The organism is Wenyingzhuangia sp. IMCC45574 (assembly GCF_054182685.1).
Window position 1 is genome coordinate 3,093,413 of the sequence record NZ_CM135169.1, and the last position, 25,728, is coordinate 3,119,140.

Genomic DNA, 25,728 nt, shown 5'->3' on the forward strand with positions numbered 1-25,728 from the left:
ATTAAAAGAAGACGAAAGTGAGAAATAAGTTACTGAATCATAAAATAGGGATTGTTGCATTTGCGCTAATCAGTAGTGTTTCCTTTGCACAAAAAGCAACTGTAAACGTGCAGTTAAATACCCAACATGTAGTAGCCGGTATTGAGGATTTTGATCGTGAGAAGTATATTACCATTCATGCAAGTATAGAGAGTGATTGGGCTGGAGATCATGTAATGTCTAACTCAAGAGATTTTCTAGAAGAATACAATGTGTATTTAGGTAGAGAGACTGGAGGGTTAAAAGGAGCTTTAAACAGAGTAAGAGAAGATTCTAAAAAGCCAGGTTTTGTAGATGTAAATCATTTAAAGCGTTTGGCAGAAAATACCCTAAAGTCATATACTAGAAATAATTTAGCTTCTTATGAGCATCGATTGAATAATATGGTGATAGGCTCTCAGTTTCATCCTATTTGGTCTGACGGAAACAAAACGCGCAAAGGTTGGTCTCTTTCTCAAACAGATACAGAGAGTGAGCCTTTCGGAACTGCTTCGGGGCAATTTATGGGACATTATATAAAAGAGTTTTATCCTACAGGTGTTAGAAAAAAGCCAAGGTTTATAGAAGTGATTAATGAGCCTTTGTGGGATATCATCCCTAGAAAAGATAGGAGAATTCCTGAAAAGGAACTGTTGGGGGTACAGAAAATGGCTAAGTTCCACTCAACAGTGGCCAAAGAAATTAAAAAGTTAAATCCAGATGTTTTAGTAGGAGGTTTTACTTGTGCGTTTCCAGACTTTGAATTGTATGATTTTAAACGATGGGAATACCGTTGGAAACAGTTTATCGACTTAACAGGAGAGGACATGGATTTTTGGTCTTTGCACTTCTATGATTTTCCTTGCAAGCAAAAGTACAGTAAGGGTAAGTTAAGCTATATTAAGAAATACAGAAAAGGAAGTAATTTAAAAGCTTCTTTAGATATGTTGGAGCAGTATAGCATGTTACAGTTTGGAAAGTTAAAGCCAATGTTAATCTCTGAGTATTCTGTACAAGCACATCGGTATAGAGATTTAGAATGGACTCCTTGGCGAGATTACTTATATGTAAAAAGTGCCAATGCTATGATGATGACTTTTATGGAGCATCCGCAATCTATAGTCTCTGCTATTCCTTTTTTTATGTTAAAGAGCGAGTGGGGAAGAACCAAGGAAGGACATCCGTATAGAAGTCGTTTGTTTCGTCAACAGTTTGAGAAAAAAGGAGAAACAGGAACGCAATGGGTGTATAGCGATTTGGTACATTTTTACCAATTGTGGTCTGATGTAAAAGGAAAACGTATTGCCATAACATCGGATTTGATAGACGTACAAACCCAAGCTTTTGTAGATGGTAAAAAAGCTTATGTAGTTTTAAATAACTTGACAGAAGAGCAGGTGTCTATCAATTTAAACCTATTGAATGTAGAAGGGAATACTCTTAAAAAGGTAAAAGTAAAACAACATTATGCTCCTTATAAATCGGTAGAAGTAGAAAGAGAAGGACGTGTAGAAGAAACAAGTTATAAGAGCAATTTAAGTAGTATTGTTTTAGAGCCCGAAGCAACTATGGTGTTGGAATATTCGTTTAAAAAACGAATCAAACTGAATGAGACTCAAGAAGAGTTAAAGTACTACTCGCAAGAATATTACCAACCAATTGAGACTGCTAAGGAAGTTGTTTTTCATGTAAATAATGTTGAGTTAGAAGGAGAAACAAAAGCCGTGTTACGAATCGGGATTGGTAGAGATCATGGAAAGAGTTTACAGCCATCGGTAACAGTAAACGGAGTTGCTGTAAAAGTTCCAACAAACTATGCAGGAGAAGCGCAAACCGATAGAGAACGATTTTACGGAGTCATTGAAATCCCTGTAAAGGCATCGGTGTTACAAAAGAATAACAATATAGCGATTCAGTTTGCAGATGCAGGAGGGCATATAGCAACCACCACCTTAAGAGTATTTAATCAGAAATAAAAAGAAGTAAACCAAACAATATAGATGATGAGTTTTAAGAAATTATACATAGTTCCTGCCTTATTATTAGGGCTTGCTGCTTGCAAGTCGGTAGATGGAAACAAGGAGACTACGGTTGCCAAGTACGAACCAACTTACGAGTCTTTACAACAGCACGGGGCAGCACCAGAATGGTTTGCAGATGCTAAGTTGGGAATGTATTTTCACTGGGGACCATATAGTGTGCCTGCTTTTGGAAGTGCTTGGTACCCGCACAATATGTACAAGGATAATAACAGTGTTCGTAGGCATCACGAAAAGACCTATGGAAGTATTCAGGAATTTGGGTACGAAGATTTTATTCCTATGTTTAAAGCGACTCAGTTTGATCCAGACGATTGGGCAGAATTGTTTAAGCAAACCGGAGCAAAGTTTGCAGGACCGGTAGCACAACATCACGATGGTTTTGCCATGTGGGATAGTGAAGTAAATCCCTGGAATGCAGCAGATATGGGACCTAAGCGAGATATTTTAGGAGATATTTTTACTTCTTTAAGAAAGAAAGGTTTAAAGACTATTGCTACGTTTCACCATGCACGTAACGGACAACGTAATGCTAAAAATCCTAAAATGTGGAAGACAGCTTACAATAGTCACTATGTATACCATCCAGATTTACCAACGGCTACCACAGACCCTAAGTTGCGTAAGTTGTTTGGAAACTTTGAAACGATAGAGGAGTTTAACGAGTATTGGTTAGATCAAGTAAATGAGGTAGTAGACAAATACAGTCCAGATATTTTATGGTACGACTCGTGGTTGAACTTAATTCCGGAAGAGAAACGTAATCAAATGGCAGCACATCACTTTAACAATGGATTAAAGAATAATGCTGAGGTAATGTTGGCTCATAAGCAAGAAGATTTACCAAAAGAGTACAGTGTGTTAGACTATGAGCAAGGAGGTCGTAAAGATTCTTGGCCAACCCCTTGGATGACAGACATGACCCTAGGGAAAAGCCGATGGATGTATGTAGAAGGGCATCCGTACAAAACAGCAGATATGGTAGTTCGTAATATGATTGACATTTGGAGTAAAAACGGAGTGGTTTTATTAAACGTATCGCCAACGGCAGATGGAGTTATCAATCAAGAACAAAGAGATGTGTTAAAAGAAATTGGAGACTGGATGAAAGTACATGGAGAAGCTGTGTATGGAACCAGACCGCATAATATTTATGGTTTTGGAAACGCTGCTACAGGGCACGGGCACAATGCAGGGCAGTCGTCTTCGGTAGCCTATTCTGCTAGCGATGTTCGTTTTACCGTTGCCAAAGACAAAAAGGCTATGTATGTATTCTTCTTAGGAGTGCCTAAAGCAGGTCAGAAAATAAAAATGCGTTCTATTGGGGGATACCATAGAAACATTCCTCCAGGAAAAATTAAACGAATGGTACATTTAGGAACGGGAATAGAAACAGAGTTTGATCATAGTGATTCGACTTTTATTTTAACCATTCCTACTGCAAAAATGAATCCTATTGCCAATGTATTTAAAATGGAATTAGAATAGTTTTTAAATATTAGATATTAGAAGTTAGATAGTAAAACGGTCATCGAGCTGCCTGTACTGAGCATAGTCGAAGTATCGAGATGTAACAGTAGATATAAGATATTAGAAGTTAGATAGTGAAACGCTAAATTAAAGAATTAAGTATAAGTGAGTTAAGTGTTAATCCCCTCATTTTGGTTTTGTGTTTTATAGAGGGGGGTATGTAAAGACATTAGGTTTAGTCCCCTAGTTTTTTGGAATTTGTTCCCTTCCTTGTTTTATAACTAGGAGGGGATTTTTTTATATACCTGTTAAAACCAATGCTTTTAGAAAAGCAGAATTGGCTACTTTTACGCATAAAAGATTCTTACAATGGAGTTAGATAGTCAAACAGAAGAGGCACAAGTGGCAATGGGCATAGAAATATGGGACAATTCTAGAAGAGCTAAAAATCTAATTCAGATTTTTTGGGTAGTGATAGGGTTAACCGTAGTTGGGATAGTTTCTAGTTATTTTGAGTTGGATCTGTTAGAACGACTGGAAGCAGGCGAGGAGATAGACAATGCTGTATTGTTGGCCAACGATTCTAGACAAATGGTAATTGGTTTAATAGAGAGCGTAATGCGTATTATTTCTATCGTAGTGTTTTTATGTTGGTTTAGAAGAGCTTATGGGAATTTACACAGATTGGGAATTAATTATTTAACCTACGGAGAGTCTGCTACTATTTGGACATGGTTTGTGCCTTTGCTTTCTTGGTTTTTACCCGTTAAGATTATGAATGAAATATGGAACGAGACCCAAGAAAAACTAAAAGAATTTAATACTTCTTATGTTGTTAAGAGCGGGGGGATTTTAATAGGTACTTGGTGGTTGTTGTTTATAGTAACCAATGTAGTTGCTCAGTTTTCTTTACGAGGAGCATTTTCTGTGGAGACGGTGGAACAGTCTGCAAACGTTTCTAAAAGTATATTGTTTTCTAGTGCACTAGAGATCCCCGAAGCATTGTTGGTTATTGCCATTGTAAGCCAGTTGTTTAAGATGGAAACAGCTTTGGCAGAAGAAGTAACAAAGCAAGGAGGAGAAGTAGTTTATAAATAGATATGTTAATATTAGATATAAGAGCAAGCTTTTAGGATATTCGATATTGGAAGTTAAATATTAGAACTTTGATGTAAGTGTAGAGGTATAAGAAATTAGACAGTAGAATTGTCTGGTTATAAAACTAAGTTGAATGAAGAATAGTGTTTTTATTGCTACCAGTATAGATGGCTATATAGCCGATAGTGATGGAGGTTTGGATTGGTTACAAATGGTACCAAACCCAGAGCATAATGATGCAGGTTATAGTGCTTTTATGGAGACAGTAGATGCTTTGGTAATGGGAAGAAATACTTATGAAACAGTATTGGGTTTTGGAATAGATTGGCCTTATAACAAGCCTGTTTTTGTTTTAAGTTCAACCTTAAAAGAAGTGACAAGTGAACTTAAAGAGAAGGTATTTATAGTAAATGGCGAGTTACAAGAAGTTTTACAAACAATACATAAACAAGGTTTTGAGAATTTATACATAGACGGAGGTAAAACGATTCAGAGCTTTTTACAAGAAGATTTGATAGATGAACTCATCTTAACAACGATTCCGGTCTTGTTAGGAGGTGGAACTAATTTGTTTGGAGCATTGCAAAAGCCTTTAGCTTTTACGTTGGCAAAAACAGAAGTATACATAGAAGAGATGGTACAGAGACACTATGTAAGAAGTTAGGTATTAGAACGGTTTTACTTGAGATATATAATATTAGAAGTTATATCGTAAAACGCTAAATTAAAGAATTAAGCATAGTGACATCGTAAGGTTATTTCGTAAAAATGCAAGTGATGTTTTCGTAAAAGAAAAAGGTGTTTGAGTGATAACGAGTTCTTTTTCTTTAGAAAAGGAGCTTAGTATTTTAGAAATGTTCTTCGGAGTCTTGATTTTTTGGTTCGTTTTGTATCAAGACAAAATGAATAGCATCAATTTAATTATAGTTATTAGAACTTTGATGTAAGTGTTGAGGTGTATTTAGGGTAACTTTTCATCAAAAAATAAAAGCGAGAATGTAAAATCTGACGTTTTAGGCCAAAATCAGCACTTTTAGTCTCCTAAAAAATGTCAAGTTTTTAGAGAAATGTAAAGAAATTCCCAAAAACTTGACAAAAAACTTGACAAAAAAAGAAAAAAAGAACCCTTGTAAACACTGGGTTTGTCAAGTTTTTTGTCAAAAAATATGAAAATTGAATTTTAAGACCCCCCGTATTTATTGAAATATTGAACACAATTTGAACACTTGTTCAACAAGTGTTCAAAACCTTTTTGCACGGAGCTACTGTAAACACTGTGTTTTGCCTTTTTTCTTGCAAAAAAAGTCAGATTATTTTTTGCCTTTTAAAAAACGAATCTAAAAAATCTATAGTTTGAATGGAGTAAACATCTATTGTGTTTGCCATACGACTAAAAGCGTATGTAATATTTAAAAAATTGTAATTATGGTAAAATTAAAAGCCATTCAGAAAATTAACCCGCAAAATTTAGATGCGGAGAAAAAGTTTTATGCACAAGCAGTCTCTACCGGGGTGGTAGATTTAAAAAGATTGTCTTATTTAATCTCTAACCAATCTACCGTAAGCAAAGCAGATTGCTATGCCGTAGTAATGAGTTTGGTACACAACGTAATGGATGAGTTACAGCAAGGGAAAATTGTAAAGCTAGATGAGCTTGGTTCTTTTCAGGTAGGAATTCGTTCTAAAGGATCTACTGCCAAAGAAGATGTTTCTATAAACTCGGTACTAAGAACCAAAATGAACTTTAGACCCGATACTCCTTTGCAAGACATGTTAAACAACGTAAAATTTACTTTAGGCGAATAGCCATCTTAATCGTAGCGTAATTTTTTTTTAATCCTGACTGAAAAGTCAGGATTTTTTGTGTTTTAGAGAGAAATTGCAAAGCTGCAACTCTCTAACCGCAAGGCAGCAACTTGTTTATTGCAAGGCTGCAACTCCTTAGCCGGAACGTTCCGGTTTATATATTGGAACCTTGCTCTTAATATGTGGCAGCATTTGGGCTGTTTTACTCCTAGTTTACAAGTGCTTTTATGGTCTTAAAGTACTACTTTTTTGTAGTTTTAAATGGTTATATTTGGTTGGATAATCGTGACTTTTAGTACTTATAAGGAGTTGGCAGTAATTAAAATAAAAATATGGCTCTACAAGATATTTTAGGAATTGGAAAAATTTTACCTATCGACAAATTAATAGACGTTATGTCATCTTCGGTTGGTAGAATATCAAAATCATATTTTGACAAAAAAGATTCTGAAACAAAAGCTTATGAAATAAAGAAAATTGCAGAGGCAAGGGCAGAAGAAATGAAAATAATGTCAAAAGCTATAAAAGAAAACTATTTAATAACTGGAGGAATAAAATATTCTGACGAAAAACTTTCAATTGATTCTTTGCCTAATAAACAACTATCTTTACCTCCAAGTGAAGAAATTAATCAGAGAACAAAAAATAGAATTGAATATCAAGAAACAAAAAAACAACTAAATCTTGAATCAATTACTTCTGTAGCAGCCGAAAACTTAATAAATGAGGAAGCTATAACAGATGAACCTATAGATGAAGATTGGAAAACGAGGTTTTTTAATATCGCACAAGAAATTTCAAATGAGGAAATGCAGGAATTGTGGGGCAGAATATTGGCAGGTGAAATTAAACAACCAAAATCTTTTTCATTAAGGACACTTGAATTATTGAAAAATTTATCAAAAGATGAAGCAGAAATTTTCACAAAACTAGCTGAATATAAATTTGTATCTGGAAATAAATATTTAATTTATAATAAAAACAAATACGTTGAAAATAAATTAAATATTTCGTTTACAGATAAATTATTAATGGTTGAATTAGGATTAATTGCAGGAAATGAGAATTTGCAATATGTTTTCAATCCTTCTGGAAATAATAAGCAAACTCAATTAATTGAATTCGGAAAAAAAGGAATCATATTTTATAGAGAACCACAAAGCCCTAAAAAAATATTAGATGTTATAGCATTCACAAAAACTGGAGCTGAATTATCAAAATTAATTGAACAACCTGATAACCTTGAATATATGGAATTAATATGTTCTCATTTCAAAGAAGAAAAAAGTAAAATTGAACACGGTGATTTAATTAAATTTCCTAATAATAGATTTAGAATTTTTAATAACGTTCAATATCAAAAATAACTACTGCCAACACCGGTAACCTTTGCACAAGTCCCAAAAAATAAGAAAACAACTACACTATAGAGCCCTTTTAAGGGCTTTGTATTTTTTAACTAGTTGCTAAAAACTAATTTATACAAGGCCTTAGACAAACTAAAAACAACCTTACTAGTTCCATTTTAAATTGAAAAAGCTTATATAAACTCATAATGCTAAATATGAGCCATACTCAAAAAGAATTTTACTCCTTTTTGCAAATAATCTTTTTTAACATAACTAAAACAACAAATCTTAAATTTCTGTACTTTTAACTAAAAAAAGGTGGTTATGAGACAGACTGCCGTTAGCAACAATTTAAACCAACCTTAATAATTGACTAGAGAATACGAAAGAGCATTAACCGAATCCGAAAAAAGAATTTTGAGGAAGCAAATTGAGGAAACTAAATCAAGTATTTCAAAAGACGTTCGTTTAATTATTTTGAAAGTTCTATTTCTGATAGTTTTTGCTATTCTTTTATATTTCTACCCTAAGATTTGGTTGATAATAATTTTGTCAATTGCATCTTTTTTTATGCTTTGGTTTTTATATTATGAAATACCAGATTTGATAAGATTACCGAAGTTCCTAAAGAAAAAAGAAGAGGTTATAGAAAATGGAATTGTTCGTGTTAACGAAATTAATCTTGATAGATATATTAAAATCGCCAATTTTGAAGATGAGGGAAATCATTACATAGTGGAGTATAATGGAATGTTGACTTTGATTGGCGGACAAGAATTTCTTGGAGTTAGAAAACTAAAAAATAAGATTGAACAAATAGAAATATTAGACCCTGAAGAAACTGGAATTTATTACGAAAAAATAAAAAAAACAGGTGCAAATTTAAACCCTTACTATGTGTTTAAAAATGGAATTTCAGACAATTTAGTGGAATCTCAAATTTGGAAAAAATTGACAAATCGAAATCCATTTCCGGGAAAGTTGGAGGATTTAGATGAATTTATAAAAGAAGATAAATAAAAAAAACAGTTGCTAACAAGGGTAATTGTTGCACAAGCCCGTAAAAATTAAAAATACTATTGCTAAAACAGCCTTTTTAAGGGCTGTTTTAGCAATAGTTGTTAACTATATGATACAAACTAAAAACTACCTTACTAGTTCCATTTTAAATTGAAAAAGCTTATGTAAATTCATAATGCTAAATATGAGCCATACTCAAAAAGAATTTTACTTTTTAATGCAAATAATCTTTTTCACATAACTAAAACAGTAAATCTTAAATTTCTGTACTTTTAACTAAAAAAAGGTGGTTATGAGACAGACTGCCGTTGTGCATAATGAAATTTACCACGCAAAATCTCGAATACTATCATAATTGAGCTATCTTTGATAGTATCAAATGATAGCATCACGTATGAAGCCACCTTATGATATAACTTCTAAAATCTTAAAATTAATTGCTTCTATTTCTGAAAAATTAGGAGAAATTAATGCTACTTTTCTAGATAAACCATCTCCCACTCTGAGAAAACAGAATAAAATCAAAACAATTTATTCTTCTTTGAAAATTGAAGGAAACACTTTAACCGAAGAACAAATAACAGCTCTACTTGAAAATAAAAGAGTTCTTGGGCCTGAGAAAGATGTTATTGAGGTTTTAAATGCTATCAAAGTGTATGAAACAGTAAACTTCTTGAAAGCTACTTCTGAGAAAGACTTTTTGAAGGCTCACAAGACTTTAATGAGTGAACTTATTGATAAACCAGGAGCGTATAGAAAACAAGGTGTTGGAATTGTGAAAGGTTCTAAAGTGGAACATTTAGCTCCTCCTTTTGAGAATGTTCCTTTTTTAATGAAAGATTTGTTTGAATACTTAAAAACAGACGAAATTGAGTTGATTAAAAGTTGTGTATTCCACTATGAAATGGAATTCATACATCCATTTTTAGACGGAAATGGAAGAATGGGAAGATTATGGCAAACTTTAATACTCATTGCAAAATATCCAGTATTTGAATTCATACCATTTGAAACTTTGGTAAGTGAAAATCAGGGAGAATATTATAAAGTATTATCAATCTGTGATAAAGAAGGGAAATCGACAAAATTTATAGAATACATGCTTTCTATCATTGAAAAATCTCTAAATGAATTATTAAAATTTAATAATAGAAACTTCAACACCGAACAAAGACTTGAATATTTCAGTAAGCTTGAAATCGTAGAGTTCTCTAGAAAAGACTATATGGATACTTTTAAAGATATATCCTCATCGACAGCTAGTAGAGATCTTAAAAAAGGAATTGAATTGGGAATCTTTGTTAAAATTGGTGAAATGAATAAAACTAAATACAGAATAGCTGTGACCAACACTCAATAAGCTCAATTTTGGGCTTTGTTACTAACATGCAGTTTACTACTTTTAAACTAAGTTGGTCACGGCCGATAGTTTCGCTATTCTTAACCCAAAAATCCAACTTATTAAACACGTTGTCTTTAATTAGATTTGTACAAATAAAAAACATTGTTAAATTTGAACTACAATTTAACAATGTTTAATTATGAAGTTTGAAAAACCTCCTTTTGTAGAATTTAATATAGAAACTTTTGATAAAGTTACATCTACTGAGTATTCAGACTTTTTAAACAAAACTGATTTACGCTATTTTTATTGGGATGAACTAAAATATAGAAATGATCTTCCTCTCAAAACACAGCTTGAAAATTGGACATTAGTTAAAACACATAGAAAAATTAAATATCAAAAATTGATCTTTGGGAAGCATATATTTAATTATTATTTATCATCTTATCAACTTAAAGAATTACATGAGTTTGACCTGAAATTAATTGGTGGGTTGAAACAAAACCCTATTTTACCTTCAGATAGATTCGAATATTTTAAAAGCTCGATACTCCAAGAGGCTATTTCTTCTTCACAAGTAGAAGGTGCGACAACTACAACTGAAGTAGCTAAAGATATGTTAAAGACTGGTAGAGATCCAAAAAACGAGTCTGAACAAATGATTTTTAATAACCTTAAAGCAATTCAATTTATAAATGAATTTATTGAACAAGATTTAAATTTTAAATTTATTATCGATTTACATAGCATAATGACTCGAAAGACCGAAGCTGAATACTGCTCTGGAGATTTTAGAACTAAAGAAGTTTATGTAACAGATCATGTTGATGGTGAAGTTGCCCATATTCCACCAGATTACATTGAAGTTAATAATCTTATGAAAGAGTTGTGCGAATTCATTAATAATGATAAAGAATTTATTCATCCAATAGTAAAAGCATCGATATTACACTTTATGATTGGTTACATCCATCCTTTTTTAGATGGTAATGGAAGAACAGCAAGAGCTCTTTTTTATTGGTATTTAATAAAAAAAGATTATTCGTTAATTAATAATATATCTATTTCTAAAGTCATTTTAGAATCTAGAACACAATATGATAAAGCATTTTTGAAAACAGAAAATGATGAAAATGATTTAAACTATTTTATCAATTACTCAATTAAAAATTTAAGAATTGCTTTTGAAAAACTATCTCAGTATAGAGATAAAAAAACTAAAGAGAGAGAGAAAGCAAACTCTATTGCTTTTAAATTAATTCAGAAAGGACTAAACAAAAGACAAGCTGATTTAATAGGATATTTCTATATGAAACCTAAAAATTCTATTACTCTTAAAGATTACTCTGAAAAAAATGAAATTGTAAGACAAACAGCTAGCAAGGACATTAAAGAGCTGGTTAAATTAGGATTTGTAACTGAGAATAAACGTAATAAACCTATTAGATATAATTTAATCGATAAAACAAATATTGACACTTTCATAAATAACTAAAGACAACATGGCATAGCCTCGATTTTGGGCTTTGTTGTTTAACTTGAGTTTAGTATTTTCGAATAGGCTTGGTCTCGGCTGATAGGCTACGTGTCCGTTTAGTCCAAAATCCAGCCTATGTAAACCCCGTGCAACGTAGAAAAAAAATGCAATGATTGAAACAATCAAAACTATATTAGTTCCATTGTTAATAATCTCGAGCTTATATTTTGCTAAAAAAGCTTCGAAAAAAAAATCTAAGAAAGATGATAATGGAAATTCAGTTCATCAGTTATCTCTTATGTATGGAGTTGGAGGCATAATTTCTGTAGGTATATCTTTGTTAATTTCTATTGCTATACTTTTTAGCGAAAATGAAATAGAATATTCTAATATAATACCTGTAATATTAATGTTTATTGTTCCTGGAATCATTTTGTGTTTAATGACTTGGATGAATAAAATAACTTTAAGTGACAATAAAATTACACAGAGAAATTTGTGGGGGAAAATTCGAATTATAAACTTAAATGAAATTGAATCAGTTAAGTTTAATAAAATATCTCTTTACTTGAATATTAGTGATTCTCATACTACAGTAAAATGCCACGAGCATCTTATCGATTTTGAAAGAATAATCACTGAAATTTCTAAGAAAACAGAACTAACAAAAAGTCAAATGGGCTTTATTGAATAACGTTATAAGCTAAAAGTTTAAAAGAAAGTTAAAAATGGAAGACGTTAAAATTCTAAGAAGTAATAAATGGAAAACTTTTTTTTATCTAGTTGGATAGATTTTATTTCTTAGATATTGAAAATAATGCTTTATTGAAAAAACTATAATTCTGAAACTCTAGACGTGATTAAAAAAAAGCGAAATAATTTTATTTGGAAACAATATAGTTCCCTTTTTTGGAAATTAATTTTCTCCCTTCTAATTATATATATATTACATAAAATATTTCTTGAATCTAAAGGAAGTTCGTTTTTAGATAATCCTGAGACTCTAGTATTTATGATTATTAACTCAATTGTTCTTTTTATAATTGAGTTAAAAAAGAAAACTTTAGTAAGATTAATAGTATCTGAAAATGAAATAAATATTTTAAATTTTTCTATTCTTACTGGAAAAAAGACTCTCGTGATTAAAACAACAGATTTGATTAAACTATACTCCGAATCACTTAATTATATCACATTAGAATATAATTGTGTTATGGGGAAGAACTTTAAAGGTAATAGATGGAAATCTAAAGTTAAGGTTCAATATAAAATTACAGCAGAACCTTGGGAAGACATTTATATTGAATTAAGAAAGTTAAAATCTGTGATGAACTAAGATTACTTATAGAAAAGTAGGACTTTAGCTATCATCTAAATAGTGTTAAATTAAAAATAGAATAGATACCAAAAAACGATTTTCGGCTTTGTTTCTAACATTCAGTTCACTACTTTTAAACTAAGTTGGTCACGGCCGATAGTTTCGCTATTCTTAACCCAAAACTCCAATTTATTAAACACGTTAGCAAATACAGGTGAATAAATATTTATATACAATTATATTTTACTTTTTAGCAATGGTAACTTCATTTGCTAGTGTAGGTTTTGCTGATGGGCCTGTTAAAGAATATGGCTTAGGAATTTATGGTTGGTATCTCTTGTTTATTATTTTAATTGTTGTTTGTTCCATTCAGTTAATTAGAATCATTTATTTTTTTTTCACAAAGAAAACCAAAAAAGTTATTAAACTTTTAAAGCTAACACTAATTGGAGTAATAGCATCAATAACATTAACTTATTTATTTCCAAAAGTTAATAAACTTATTCAAGGGGATTATATAATTTTTAATCAAAGCCAACTAGATGAGCTAGGAAGTAAAAAGAAAACCATAATACGTGGAGATTTATTAATTGCTCAAGTCAATAATTTATCCTCATTAAATACAATAGAAAAAATTAATGGAGACTTAATTTTAAGTTTTGAACATAATGATTGCCCTTATGATAATAAAAACTTAAGGACTTTGAATGGCTTAAATAATATTAAAAGTATAGGGGGAGATTTAATAATAAAACAAACATCACTAACAAATTTAAACGGGCTAGATAGTTTATCGAATATAAAGGGAGAGATTGTAATATCATACAATCGTAGCCTGTCTGATTATTGTCAAATATTAAAAATAGAAAATTTCAATAAGATTAGTGTTTTTAGAAACAAAGTCAACCCTAACATGGAAGAAATCATTAAAGATTGTCATTAAAAAAAAGAAAACAACTAGATTATAGAGCCCTTTTAAGGGCTTTGTGTTTTTCAACAAATTGCTAAAAACTAATTTCTACAAGGCCTTAGACAAACTAAAAACAAGTTTGAAGGTAGCATAAATTTTGACCTTATTTTGAAGTATTTTATAATTGGTAGCAGCTACTATCTATAAATAAAATGAATATGATGCTAATGGTACAGAAGTTGCGTAATTAAAGAACGATAACCACATAAAAACGAAGGTGAAAAACAAGAGAAATCTATTTACTGATTACAAAAAACTCCTATTGCGTACGAAAATGAAAAACACTCTTTTAATTAGTATCAGTTTGTTCCTGTTCTCTTGTAACGAGAAAAAAAAGCCACAAGAAACTACTGTACAAGAAAAGGTAACTACAGAAACTATTGTTTCTGAAAGTCCAGTTTATAAAGGGGAGGTAGTGGAGTCCAAAAAACTAATAGTACCAGAATTAGGCGAGTTTGTACTGAGTGAAATGAAACAGGACAGTTTAAATGCCTACGGAGAAGCGGATTGTTGGGGGCACATAGCAAAATATTCCTCTACAAATAAAATTTTGGCAATAGACTCAATCTCCTGTGGACAATATGGATATGCCTATAGGTATTATGTAGTTGACGAAAAAGAGGCGATTAAAAAAGTGTATTCCAAATCCTCGGAATCAATTATAAATACTAAAACAAATTTGTATTTCTATGTAACCACAGAGTTGGTGCTAGATTTTGAAAAGGAACCAGCAGTGTCTAAAACAAGACTAGATACCGTATACGACTATCAATATAGAGAGCAGGAAATTAAAAAAGAGTTTTTGGTAGAAGTATTAAAAAACAAACAAGCCGTATATAAAAACTACGAAACCGAATATCGCAATTCTTGGATACTGAAATCTGAGGAATAAACAAAGCTCTTTTTTTAGTAGTTTCCGCTAGAATAGTATGTAAATAGTACTAAGGGATAGTAATTAATAGCAGGACTATTCTCGTTAATATAAGACGAAATACTTACCGTTTATATGGGTACAGCATAGCTATGTTTTATCACTCCAATAACAAAAGTACTATGTGCACTCCCAATATTTTTTACCGATCCCAACTCGTTAATCACAAAAGATTGATAGTGTTTCATGTCTTTAATCATAATTTTTAATAAAAAATCGTAGTCACCAGAAATATTGTAACATTCAACCACTTCTTTAAGTGAAACAATGTCTTTTACAAATTGGTTTCCTATTTCTTTGGTGTGTTCCTTTAAAGTGATATTGCAAAAAACGGTTAAATTTTTACCCACTTTTTCAGCATTTACAATCGCCGTATATTTTTCTATCAGTCCCTCTTTTTCCAGTCGTTTTATTCTTTCGTAAACAGGTGTGGGAGATAAATTAACTCGGGTCGCTATCTCTTTAGTCGTCAATTTAGCGTCTTTTTGAACCACTCTTAGCAGTTCTAGGTCAATCATATCTAGGTTTTCTAAAGAAAAATTATCTGTTTTTTTCATTTTTGCAGTTCTAAAAAGATTAATTGTCTGTGAAACTAAAGTAAAAAGATATATTAACCTATTTTGGGGTGTTATTTAAAATATTAATCTTTTATTTAAAGATTTGTAGGGTAAAAAATCTAAAACTATTGCCCGATGAAAACAGCTCTGTTAGAAGTACCAAAAACGACCGACAAGAAAGTTCTTAAGCACATTCAGAATACCATTAAAAAGGATTTTAAATTCCAACTAAAGCGTATTTTTTTTAATGAGGATTACATCCCATCAAACAGTACAAGAACTACCACCAACTTTGCGAACTTGGCCAGAGGAGCAAGTCGTAAGAAAAATTTGCGCAACACCATTGCTATGATTAACAATCGTTTTAATGCCTTGGCAAACTGGGATAATCCCAATAGTGATCGCTATTCTGTTGAGTTAGAAATTGTTTCTGTTGATTTGGATATGGAGGACAATGGGACAACATTTCCGTTGATAGAGATTTTAAAAACACATATTGTCGATCAGAAAACAGGCAAACGTATAGAGGGAATTGCTGGGAATAACTTTTCATCTTATGTGCGCGATTATGATTTTAGCATACAACTTTTAGAGCACAACAAGGGCAAAGATAATTTTAGCATTCCAGAAAATTTTGGGGAATTGCACGGTAATTTATTTAAGTGTTTTGTACAGTCAGAAAGTTACCAGGAGCACTTTGCAAAACTACCTGTAATATGTTTAAGTGTGTCAGACAATAAAACCTATCATCGTACAGAAAACCAGCACCCTGTTTTAGGTACTGAATACAAAACAGATACATCTTCTTTAACAGAACAGTACTTTAAGAAAATGGGTTTACAGGTGCGTTATTTTATGCCATGTAACAGCGTTGCACCTTTTGCGTTTTATTTTTTTGGAGACTTATTAACAGATTATACAAACTTAGAATTGATAAGTACCATTAGTACTATGGAAACGTTTCAGAAAATATATAGACCAGAAATTTACAATGCCAATGCTGTAGCAGGACAATGCTACAAACCAAGTCTTAAAAATCAAGATCATTCTTTAACAAAAATTGTATACAACAGAGAGGAGCGTACACAGCTAGGAATTGATCAGGGAAAATATGCAGAAAAGCATTTTATAAAGCCTTATAGAAATGTTTTACAACAGTGGGTTGCTAAGCAGTAATTGAGAGCTATGAGTCAGGAATCAGAAGACATAAATAGTCTTGGTTCGTGATTCTTGTATCAAGATTCAAAAGTTTGAGATTACACTTACATCCAATAACCACAACAGATTATATTTATTTTATTATGAAAACACTATTACCAACGTCTACCGTTGGAAGTTTACCAAAACCCGTATGGCTAGCACCGCCAGAAAAACTTTGGTCTCCATGGAAATTAGAAGGCAATCAGTTGCTCGAAGGGAAACAAGATGCATTACGCATTGCTTTGCAAGAACAACAATTGGCTGGGGTAGATATTATTAGCGATGGGGAACAAACACGTCAACATTTTGTAACTACTTTTATAGAGCATTTAAGCGGTGTGGATTTTAAAAATAGGAAAACGGTAAAAATTAGAGACCGTTACGATGCAAGTGTTCCAGTTGTGGTAGATACTGTGGTACGTAAAAAAGCGGTTTTTGTAGAAGATGCTAAATTTTTGCGCAAACAGACAGACAAGCCTATAAAATGGGCCTTACCAGGACCAATGACCATGGTAGATACGTTGTATGATGCACATTATAAAAGCCGCGAAAAGTTGGCTTGGGAGTTTGCAAAAGCACTTAATGAGGAGGCAAGAGAATTACAAGATGCGGGAGTAGATATCATTCAGTTTGATGAGCCTGCCTTTAATGTATTCTTTGATGAAGTAAACGATTGGGGAATGGCAACATTGGAAAGAGCGATGCAGGGGTTAAATTGCGAAACGGCTTTACATATTTGTTACGGGTATGGAATAAAAGCCAACAACGATTGGAAAAAGACCTTGGGTTCTGAATGGCGACAATACGAAGAAATTTTTCCGAAAATTAAAAACTCTAAGGTTGATGCGGTTTCATTAGAATGTCATAATTCGCGCGTGCCTTTTGAGTTAATGGAGCTACTTAGAGGTAAAAAAGTAATGGTTGGTGCAATTGATGTAGCGACCAATACTATTGAAAGTCCCCAAGAAGTAGCGACTACGTTGCGTAAGGCTCTTGAGTTTGTAGCTCCAGAAAATCTGTATCCTTGTACAAACTGTGGTATGGCTCCCTTGTCTAGAAACGTTGCAAGAGGGAAACTGAGTGCTTTAAGTGCCGGAGCAGAAATCATTCGTCAAGAGCTTGCGATTTAATCATTATGTACAAATCAACTACAGGTTTCCTTTTTATTTTGTAAAATGGAGACTCTTGAATAATAAAAATTTAATTTACTTATGGATATATTTATTCTTTACTACCTAGTAGCTGGAGCTTTTGCGGGCTTACTTGCGGGGGTATTTGGAATTGGTGGTGGTATGATAATAGTGCCTGCATTAATTTACATTTTTACAGCACAAGGCATTCCCGATGCAGCACTTACACATATTGGTATTGGTACTTCTTTGGCAACCATTATTGTTACCTCTATTAGTTCGCTTAGAGCGCACAATAGGCGAGGAGCTGTAAACTGGAGTGTATGGAAACGTATGGCACCAGGATTGGTAATAGGTTCTTTAATTGGTGCCGGAGTTGCTTCGGTTATTCAGGGAAATTCACTTCAAGCAATTATTGGTGTAGGAGCCTTTTTGGTAGGATTAAAAATGTTGTTTATGAAAAATAAAGGTTTGGAAGAAAACGACTTTAGCAAACTACCTTCGCCTATAGGACAAACGGGTTTAGGAGCTTTTATTGGTGTTGTTTCTGCAATATTTGGAATTGGTGGTGGTACATTAACCGTACCTTTTCTAAGTAATTACGGTCTAAAAATTCAGAATGCAGTGGGGACATCTGCAGCCTGTGGCTTGCCTATTGCCAGTGCAGGAGCTATTGGATTTCTTGTTTTTGGACAATTTTTGGATGCCAGTGTAAAAGAAGCATTACCCAGTGGTGTATTAGGCTTTGTACACGTGTATGCTTTTGTTTGTGTAAGTTTTGCAAGCTTTTTTACTGCACGTGTTGGAGCAATACTTGCACATAAGTTACCGGCAGTAACACTAAAAAAATCATTCGCCATATTATTGCTAATTGTGGGGGTAAGGTTGGTGTTAGATGCTTGAGGTTTTTACAAACTAAGGAGATTCGTTTTAACGGGAGCTACATCAGTATAGAAGCAAAGTACAACAACGATACTCTTTACAGAGGATTTAAAAACTAAGAAAAACAGAGCGTTCTTTAAAAAGGACGCTCTGTTTTTTTAGAAGGAGTAAATACTTTGGCTTTGTTACTTGTTTATGATTTAGATTAAAACTTGGTTTTTGCTATCTGCGTGTATGCTATTAACTTTGCAAACGTCTAAAAAGGTGAATTTGCATTAAGGCACTATTAAAAATCACGAATAAAACTAGGGAGGTTTATGAAAAAAGAGATAGAGAACATTCCTTTTTCACGCTTTGCGAAACAAGATATTCCATTTGAATTAATTTCAATTGAAGAATTGTACACACGAGTTGCAGAAAGTAATTTCGATTTGTCTAAGCCTCATCGAATCGATTTTCATGCATTGATTATTGTCTTAGAGGGGAGCAGTACACATACTATAGATTTTAAAGAAGAGGCTTTGTTGCCAGGAACCATTTTACCCATAAAAAAAGGACAAGTACACTCATTCCATATAAAACAGAAGGTAGCTGGCTATGTAATAGGTTTTAAAGATAATTTTATTACGCAAAATATAAATGATAAAAACTTGTTTCATTTTCTTCAAATTTTTCACACCATAAACATTCAGATAGGCCAAGAGAATAGCAATGCAATACTACCTGTTTTAGTACAAATAGAAGGGTTAATGGAAGATGAAAATAAGAACTTAAAAGCAGAAATTATCCATTCGTCTTTTATGACTTTATTGTTTCAAATTAAGAGACTTGCTTGTAATAAGCATACCTTTTTTGAAACCGAAAGATTAAAGAATTTCTATTTGTTTAAGGAACTAATTATAGAGAATTATAGCAAGTTTCATAACGCCAAAGAGTATGCTAAAAAGTTAAACGTTTCGTACAATTACCTCAATCAAATTTGTAAAGAAATAACCAATAAGACTGCTAAAAACTTTATAGATGACTGGCTGTTATTAGAAATTAAAAGGAATATTTCTGAAAATAAATACACCTCCCAAGAGATTGCTTTTAAAATGGGTTTTAAAGAACCATCTAACTTTATTCGTTTTTTTAAAAAGCATACTAAAATAACACCACTCCAATTTCAGGAGACTTTAAAATAATAGCTCGATTAGAGATTGACTATCTTAAAAATTAGATTGATAATTCATATAGCACCACTGGATTTGATATTTGTACCCAGTATTAATTAAAATCTAAAAAAATGAGTCAATTAAACAAAAAGACAGCTGTAATAACAGGAGGGAATAGTGGTATTGGATATGCTACCGCTAAGAAATTTAAAGAAGAAGGAGCCAACGTTATCATTATAGGTCGTTCCTTAGAAAAGGTGAATTTGGCTGCGGAGGAACTTGGAGTTTTGGGGATTACAGCCGATGTGTCTGATCTTTCGGCTATTGATAAAGCAGTAACTAAAATAGAAAACGAATTTGAGAAAATTGACATTCTGTTTGTAAATGCAGGTGTGTTTTCTCCTGTTCCTGTAGGGCAAATTTCCGAGGAAATATTTGACAACCTAATGGATATAAACTTTAAAGGAGCAGTGTTTACCATAGAGAAATTCTTGCCAATTGTAAATGATGGAGGAAGTATTGTTAATCTATCGTCTATTAACGCATATACAGGAATGCCAAATACGGCTGTTTACAGTGCCTCTAAAGCGGCTTTAAATGCATATGCTAGAACTGCAGCTACAGAGTTAGCTCCAAGAAAAATTAGAATTAACACGGTAAACCCAGGGCCAATAGCCACACCTATTTTTGCTAAAACAGGAATGTCCGAGGAACAATTAAAAGGATTGGGAGATTTAATGCAAAATAGAATTCCTTTAAAACGATACGGGCAGCCAGAAGAAATTGCAGAAATGGTAGCTTTTCTTGCTTCTGAAAAAGCTTCGTTTATTACAGGTGTCGAGTATAATGTAGACGGTGGGGCGAATATCAATCCATTGTTAACGGCCTAATTGCACTATCTCTTATCAAGAATTTATATTGAAAAGCACAAAACAAAAAGTTTTGTGCTTTTTTGTTATTTTAGAATTTAATAGCAATGTACTTTAGCGAAATATCTTCATTTTTAAAATCAATTCTTTTGGAAAATTTATACCAGCATTTAAATTCATTTATTTCAATAGAACAGCAAGAGTTTGATGAAGTAGCACTTTATTTTCAACAGATAGAATTAAAGAAAAAAGAAACGTTAACGTCTTTTAAAAAAGCATCGGACCATCTTTTCTTTGTGCTTAAAGGATGCCTTAATATGTATTTTGTAAATGAAAAAGGAGAAAAGCAATCGGTACAATTTGCCATCGAAAATTGGTGGATCAATGATCCTGTAAACTTTTACCGTAACAGCGAAAGTACGTTTTGTATTCAGGCAGTAGAGAATAGTAAAATACTATGTATTACACGCAAAGACCACGAAGCATTGTTAGAGAAATTCCCAAAATTAGAGCGTTATTTTAGAAAGATATACCAAATAGCCTATGGTGCATCACTATACCGTATCAAATACTTATATCAATCTTCAAAAGCTGAGCGTTATTTTCATTTCATCAAACATCATCCTCAATTTTCGAAACGAGTTCCACAATATTTAATAGCCTCTTTTTTAGGATTAACTCCAGAGTATGTGAGTGAGATTAGAGCCAAAGGTGCTTCTTAAACCTGTTTAAGAAGATTGGTTTTTAGTACACATAACTTTGTTTCTTATAAATTATATTAAAAAATGGAACAAAGAATAGACATGTACCAATCAGAGCCTAAAGCATACCAAGGAATGTTTGCTTTAGAGGATTATTTAAACAATTCACCGCTTAGTAAAAAACAAATTTCATTAATTAAAATGAGAGCTTCGCAACTAAATGGTTGTGGTTATTGTATCAATATGCATATGAACGAAGCGTTAAAAGCAAATGAAACACAGCAACGTTTGCATTTACTGAATGCTTGGAGTGAGTCGGGGCTTTTTTCTAAAGAAGAAAAAGCAATACTAGCCATGACCGAAGAAATTACAATGATTGCTGAAAAAGGACTTAGTGAGGCTACGTATCAAGAAGCTTTAACGTTTTTTGATGAGAAAACAATCATTGCAATTATAATGGCCATAACGACCATTAATGCATGGAATAGAATTGCAATAAGTACAAGAATGGGAGTTCAATAAAAGCGGTCTCATTGCTTTTAAGGTTTCCAAAATAGCTTAAAACACTATAAACAAGAGCTCTTTAAAGAGCTCTTGTTTTTTATAAGGAGATTACTTTTAAACTTTGCAAGTAGGTATGAGTTTAGTACATTTAAACGGAATCTTTTAAAGAATGCTTTATTCGTAAAAAGAACTTTGCCAAAGAAAAGTGAGATGTTACAAAACCAAAAAAAATGAAACAGTTAGTATTAAAAAGTTCTCTTGTGTTAAATGCAGTGTTATTGGCATGTATTGTGTTTTTTGCTTTTTTTAACAAAGCCCCAGAAACTACTAAAGCTAAAAATGAGAGCCAAGTTGTTAACATAGTGCATTTTGGAGATTCTAGAGTAGCAGAAGGCGATTGGAATAAAATTTTAGGTAGAGAAGATGTTAAGAACAGTGGGTTTAGAGGTTTTACCTCCTCTCACTTACGATGGATTGTGAAAGAAAGTGTTTTAGATTATCAACCTAAAATATGTATACTAGAAGTAGGGGTAAACGATTTGGGAGCAGGGATTCCAATGCAACGTATTCAGTTAAATTATAAAAAGTTGGTTGCTACTTTAAAAGAACATAAAATAGTACCCATTATACAGTCTGTGGTGTACCAAGAAAACAATCCTAAAAGCACAAAGAGGATTCAGAGGCTAAATGCTTTTTTACATACATTCTGTAAAGAAAACACCATACATTTTTTAGATATAAACGCCACACTTTCTAACGCCAAAGGGTTAAAGAAAGAATATTCTAGAGACGGTACTCATTTTACAAGCAAAGGCTACCAGGTATGGGGAGAACAAATTTTACAAGTACTAAAAAAGGTAGAGTAAGAAGAATTTCTACCCAAATAAATAAAAACCTTCTAAATTTTAGAGGGTTTTTCTGCTTAACATTGTTTTATCTATAGTTGCGTTTAAACGCACTGTTGGAGCATATGCTTTTTTACTATCTTTCTGAAGTTAAATAATGAAAATGAGCGAATTACTTACTACAATTAAAATTTTTGACAATTCCCCAGAAATGCATGTTTATAAAAATAGACTAGAACAAGAGGGAATAGATTGTTATCCTTTTGATGAAGAAATGGTTACCATAGACCCCTTTTTAACCAATGCCATAGGAGGAATTAAACTAAAGGTAAACAAGGCAGATGTATTACAAGCAAAAAGTATTATAGCGAGCATAGACAACCAACCTATTACAGACGATAAGGATGAGGTACTTTGTTGTCCTAGTTGCGGTTCTGCAGATTTAATTTCAGATTTTAGATCGATGAAGGGGACAAAGGGAATACTTTCCTTAATTATTTCTATTGTGTTTTTTGTATACCCAATTTATTACAAGTACGTATACAAATGCAAGAGTTGTAATCACGAGTTTAAACGTAAACGTAAAAAAGATTAAAAATGGAAAAAGTAAAAGCTTGGAGTTTGATTATAGGTTGTTCTTTTTTGCTCCTTATTTTTTTGTTAGTTTGCATAGCTATTACTCCAGGAATAATAGAAGGTCGTGCTGGGGAAATGACTACAAAAGAAATAATTAGTTCAACCTTAGGAACTATTATTGTTATGGGGCTCTCTGTAGTGGGCTTACTATTTGGGATTAAAAAAATTAGACCTAAAGAAAAAGCTTTGTCACAAGCGTATACCAAAAGTTTTGAAATGCAGGTGTCTGGCAAGGTACCATTTAAGGATTACAGAAACCTAATCTTTAGGTTAAGATACAATAGACCCTTGTATTATTTTTTGTTTGGAGTATTAACACTTAATTTATTGGCTTTGTACGTAAATTCCAATGGAGCGTATAATGGATTAGGTAGCTTTAATATATATACCTATGCTATGTTGGTATTGTTTTTATCACCTGTAGCTACTTATATAAGTACTAAGAAAAATTACAGAACCAGTGCTTTTTTAAACGAAGAGATTCAATACAGCTTAAGCAATTCGTGTATACAGGTAACAGGAAAAACAGTAGAAGCAACTTTGTATTGGAACCATTTTCATAAGATAAAAGAGACCCAAAGATTTTTCTTATTGTACCAATCCAATTCGGTAGTAACTTTATTAGACAAGCAGTTGTTTTCTCAGGAAGAACTACAAGATTTGTCTTTGTTTGTGAGTTCTATTACATAAACGCTCAGTTTGATTGGTAAAAGAATCCAGTTGAGAAAACAAATGGTTTTTCTGTACAAATTGGTTTCAATCCATATGTAACACAACTAAAAACATTTGTGTAAGCTCTCTTTAATAACTATAAATACTTTTGGAGGAGAGATATAAAATATACCAATGAAAAAATACAATACGCTTTTAGTGGGGCTGTTTATGGTTTGCGCTGCATTTACACAGGCTCAAAAAAACAAACAACCCAATGTTATTATTATCCTATCAGACGATCAAGGTTGGGGAGATGTTGGCTTTAATGGAGCAAAGGATATTCCAACACCACATTTAAATGCTTTGGCAAAAGACGGAGTTGTGTTTCGTCAAGGATATTCTTCGCATCCTTATTGTAGCCCAAGTAGAGCTGGTTTGTTAACCGGTAGGTATCAACAAAAATTTGGACACGAAAACAATCCAGAAAACACAAAGCAAGGAGAAGAAACCGTAGTAGGTTTGCCATTAAACGAATTAATGATTTCTGAGTTGTTACAGCAGAATAACTACCAAACTTGTGCTATTGGTAAATGGCACTTGGGAAATGCTAAAAAGTTTTTACCAAATCAAAGAGGGTTTAACGATTGGTTTGGGTTTAGCGGTGGTGGATTTAACTACTGGGGAAAAACAACACCAAAGAATAAGGAATTAGGAGTAATGAGAGATGGAAAGTTGGTGCCCGAAAATACCTTAACCTATTTAACAGACGATTTTTCTAACGAAGCGGTGAATTATATAGATACGTATAGTAAAAACGAGCATCCTTTCTTTATGTATTTGGCTTACAATGCACCACATGCACCTATTCAGGCTACCAAAGAGTATACAGATATGGTGCAACATATTGAATATGGAGACCGAGCAGCTTATGCAGCCATGGTAGCAGGTATGGATGCTGGAATTGGAAAAGTAATTGCCAAGTTAAAAGAAACTGGAGCGTATGAAAATACCTTGATTTTCTTTTATTCGGACAACGGAGGGCACTCACACGGAGCTAGTAGCTACCCATATAGAGGGCACAAAGGAATGTTGTTTGAAGGAGGGATTCGTGAACCTTTTTGTATTTCGTGGCCCGCAAAAATTAAAGGAGGCAGAGTTTATAAAGAGCCTATTATTGCGTTAGATATATTTCCAACAATTGCAGCAGCAGCAAATGTAAAAACTCCAAAAAGTAAAAAAATAGATGGTGTTAATTTACTGCCTATTTTAACTAAAAGGAACAAAACACTAAAAGAGAGGGCTATGTATTGGCAATACTCAGGTGGAGAAGGTTATGCGGTTAGAGACAAGAATTACAAGTTAATTGTGTCGTATTACAAAAAAGAAACATTGTTGTTTGATATTGAAAAAGACGAATATGAGCAGCACAATATTGTAAAAGAACATCCAGAGGTCGTGGCTAAGTTAAAAGCTAAATATAAAGAATGGGCTAAGGACAATAAAACTCCATTATGGGAAGACAAGCATTTGTTTAATTGTGACAGAGAAGAGAAAAAGAGAGCCGCTTTTATTAAAAAAGCTACAGCAGGAGATAAAAGAAAATAATGAAAAGTTGTTGTATGTTACAAAACCTTAGTGAAAGTTAAGGTTTTTGTTTTTTAGAACCATTTGTGTTTAGCTTGTAAACATATCTGTAAAAGATAGAAACATATAAGGACCTTGTTTTTAAAAGAAACTACGTATTTAGTAGATGTC

25 protein-coding genes are annotated in these 25,728 nt (G+C 32.6%); 24 read left to right on the plus strand and 1 reads right to left on the minus strand.

Going from position 1 to position 25,728, the window contains the following annotated elements; all coding sequences use genetic code 11:
• Nucleotides 1–17: 17 nt before the first annotated feature.
• The 13 genes from ACXHHC_RS13100 (at nucleotide 18) to ACXHHC_RS13160 (ending at nucleotide 14,802) form a co-directional block, all read left to right on the plus strand.
• Nucleotides 18–1,994: a hypothetical protein gene (locus tag ACXHHC_RS13100; protein ID WP_458226824.1), complete on the plus strand. Its 1,977-nt coding sequence runs from the start codon at nucleotides 18–20 to the stop codon at nucleotides 1,992–1,994.
• A 27-nt stretch (nucleotides 1,995–2,021) separates the two neighbouring features.
• Nucleotides 2,022–3,545, plus strand: coding sequence for an alpha-L-fucosidase (locus ACXHHC_RS13105; RefSeq protein ID WP_458226825.1), 1,524 nt, complete (start codon nucleotides 2,022–2,024; stop codon nucleotides 3,543–3,545).
• 351 nt (nucleotides 3,546–3,896) lie between these two features.
• On the plus strand, nucleotides 3,897–4,625 hold the full coding sequence (locus tag ACXHHC_RS13110) for a DUF4328 domain-containing protein (protein WP_458226826.1): 729 nt from the start codon (nucleotides 3,897–3,899) through the stop codon (nucleotides 4,623–4,625).
• A gap of 133 nt (nucleotides 4,626–4,758) precedes the next feature.
• On the plus strand, nucleotides 4,759–5,289 hold the full coding sequence (locus ACXHHC_RS13115; protein ID WP_458226827.1) for a dihydrofolate reductase family protein: 531 nt from the start codon (nucleotides 4,759–4,761) through the stop codon (nucleotides 5,287–5,289).
• A gap of 761 nt (nucleotides 5,290–6,050) precedes the next feature.
• Complete coding sequence (locus tag ACXHHC_RS13120; RefSeq protein WP_458226828.1) at nucleotides 6,051–6,431, plus strand: HU family DNA-binding protein; 381 nt, start codon at nucleotides 6,051–6,053, stop codon at nucleotides 6,429–6,431.
• Nucleotides 6,432–6,763: 332 nt separating this feature from the next.
• Complete coding sequence (locus tag ACXHHC_RS13125; RefSeq protein ID WP_458226829.1) at nucleotides 6,764–7,798, plus strand: DUF2806 domain-containing protein; 1,035 nt, start codon at nucleotides 6,764–6,766, stop codon at nucleotides 7,796–7,798.
• Nucleotides 7,799–8,149: 351 nt separating this feature from the next.
• Nucleotides 8,150–8,800 carry a hypothetical protein gene (locus tag ACXHHC_RS13130; RefSeq protein ID WP_458226830.1) on the plus strand — a complete coding sequence of 217 codons (651 nt, stop codon included), beginning with the start codon at nucleotides 8,150–8,152 and terminating at the stop codon, nucleotides 8,798–8,800.
• A gap of 394 nt (nucleotides 8,801–9,194) precedes the next feature.
• Nucleotides 9,195–10,160 (plus strand): Fic family protein, encoded by a 966-nt coding sequence (locus ACXHHC_RS13135; protein WP_458229255.1) that lies wholly within the window; start codon nucleotides 9,195–9,197, stop codon nucleotides 10,158–10,160.
• A gap of 181 nt (nucleotides 10,161–10,341) precedes the next feature.
• Nucleotides 10,342–11,640 carry a Fic family protein gene (locus tag ACXHHC_RS13140; protein WP_458226831.1) on the plus strand — a complete coding sequence of 433 codons (1,299 nt, stop codon included), beginning with the start codon at nucleotides 10,342–10,344 and terminating at the stop codon, nucleotides 11,638–11,640.
• A 151-nt stretch (nucleotides 11,641–11,791) separates the two neighbouring features.
• Nucleotides 11,792–12,316, plus strand: coding sequence for a hypothetical protein (locus ACXHHC_RS13145; RefSeq protein ID WP_458226832.1), 525 nt, complete (start codon nucleotides 11,792–11,794; stop codon nucleotides 12,314–12,316).
• 462 nt (nucleotides 12,317–12,778) lie between these two features.
• Entirely contained in the window at nucleotides 12,779–12,958 is a 180-nt protein-coding gene (locus ACXHHC_RS13150; RefSeq protein ID WP_458226833.1) for a hypothetical protein, read from the plus strand.
• 196 nt (nucleotides 12,959–13,154) lie between these two features.
• Entirely contained in the window at nucleotides 13,155–13,883 is a 729-nt protein-coding gene (locus tag ACXHHC_RS13155) for a hypothetical protein (RefSeq protein WP_458226834.1), read from the plus strand.
• A gap of 301 nt (nucleotides 13,884–14,184) precedes the next feature.
• On the plus strand, nucleotides 14,185–14,802 hold the full coding sequence (locus tag ACXHHC_RS13160; RefSeq protein ID WP_458226835.1) for a hypothetical protein: 618 nt from the start codon (nucleotides 14,185–14,187) through the stop codon (nucleotides 14,800–14,802).
• Nucleotides 14,803–14,912: 110 nt separating this feature from the next.
• Here ACXHHC_RS13160 and ACXHHC_RS13165 read toward each other — a convergent pair whose 3' ends face one another.
• The gene (locus ACXHHC_RS13165; protein WP_458226836.1) at nucleotides 14,913–15,398 is read right to left on the minus strand and encodes an Lrp/AsnC family transcriptional regulator; all 486 of its coding nucleotides are present in this window, start codon (nucleotides 15,396–15,398) and stop codon (nucleotides 14,913–14,915) included.
• A 135-nt stretch (nucleotides 15,399–15,533) separates the two neighbouring features.
• Between ACXHHC_RS13165 and ACXHHC_RS13170 the strand changes: the two genes are divergently transcribed.
• The 11 genes from ACXHHC_RS13170 to ACXHHC_RS13220 all read left to right on the plus strand — a co-directional run bounded on the left by ACXHHC_RS13170 (nucleotide 15,534) and on the right by ACXHHC_RS13220 (nucleotide 25,578).
• Nucleotides 15,534–16,574, plus strand: a complete 1,041-nt coding sequence (locus ACXHHC_RS13170; protein WP_458226837.1) for a DUF1852 domain-containing protein — start codon at nucleotides 15,534–15,536, stop codon at nucleotides 16,572–16,574.
• Nucleotides 16,575–16,699: 125 nt separating this feature from the next.
• On the plus strand, nucleotides 16,700–17,728 hold the full coding sequence (locus tag ACXHHC_RS13175; protein WP_458226838.1) for a methionine synthase: 1,029 nt from the start codon (nucleotides 16,700–16,702) through the stop codon (nucleotides 17,726–17,728).
• A gap of 81 nt (nucleotides 17,729–17,809) precedes the next feature.
• Nucleotides 17,810–18,631, plus strand: a complete 822-nt coding sequence (locus ACXHHC_RS13180; protein ID WP_458226839.1) for a sulfite exporter TauE/SafE family protein — start codon at nucleotides 17,810–17,812, stop codon at nucleotides 18,629–18,631.
• Between the two features lie 296 nt (nucleotides 18,632–18,927).
• Entirely contained in the window at nucleotides 18,928–19,794 is an 867-nt protein-coding gene (locus ACXHHC_RS13185; RefSeq protein ID WP_458226840.1) for a helix-turn-helix domain-containing protein, read from the plus strand.
• A gap of 101 nt (nucleotides 19,795–19,895) precedes the next feature.
• Nucleotides 19,896–20,654 (plus strand): SDR family NAD(P)-dependent oxidoreductase, encoded by a 759-nt coding sequence (locus ACXHHC_RS13190; protein ID WP_458226841.1) that lies wholly within the window; start codon nucleotides 19,896–19,898, stop codon nucleotides 20,652–20,654.
• Nucleotides 20,655–20,782: 128 nt separating this feature from the next.
• Nucleotides 20,783–21,355, plus strand: coding sequence for a Crp/Fnr family transcriptional regulator (locus ACXHHC_RS13195; protein ID WP_458226842.1), 573 nt, complete (start codon nucleotides 20,783–20,785; stop codon nucleotides 21,353–21,355).
• Between the two features lie 63 nt (nucleotides 21,356–21,418).
• Entirely contained in the window at nucleotides 21,419–21,856 is a 438-nt protein-coding gene (locus ACXHHC_RS13200) for a carboxymuconolactone decarboxylase family protein (RefSeq protein WP_458226843.1), read from the plus strand.
• Nucleotides 21,857–22,068: 212 nt separating this feature from the next.
• Nucleotides 22,069–22,704, plus strand: coding sequence for an SGNH/GDSL hydrolase family protein (locus ACXHHC_RS13205; protein ID WP_458226844.1), 636 nt, complete (start codon nucleotides 22,069–22,071; stop codon nucleotides 22,702–22,704).
• A 142-nt stretch (nucleotides 22,705–22,846) separates the two neighbouring features.
• Nucleotides 22,847–23,278: a putative signal transducing protein gene (locus ACXHHC_RS13210; protein WP_458226845.1), complete on the plus strand. Its 432-nt coding sequence runs from the start codon at nucleotides 22,847–22,849 to the stop codon at nucleotides 23,276–23,278.
• A gap of 2 nt (nucleotides 23,279–23,280) precedes the next feature.
• Complete coding sequence (locus ACXHHC_RS13215; RefSeq protein ID WP_458226846.1) at nucleotides 23,281–24,009, plus strand: YcxB family protein; 729 nt, start codon at nucleotides 23,281–23,283, stop codon at nucleotides 24,007–24,009.
• A 156-nt stretch (nucleotides 24,010–24,165) separates the two neighbouring features.
• Nucleotides 24,166–25,578: a sulfatase family protein gene (locus ACXHHC_RS13220; protein ID WP_458226847.1), complete on the plus strand. Its 1,413-nt coding sequence runs from the start codon at nucleotides 24,166–24,168 to the stop codon at nucleotides 25,576–25,578.
• Nucleotides 25,579–25,728 lie beyond the last annotated feature (150 nt).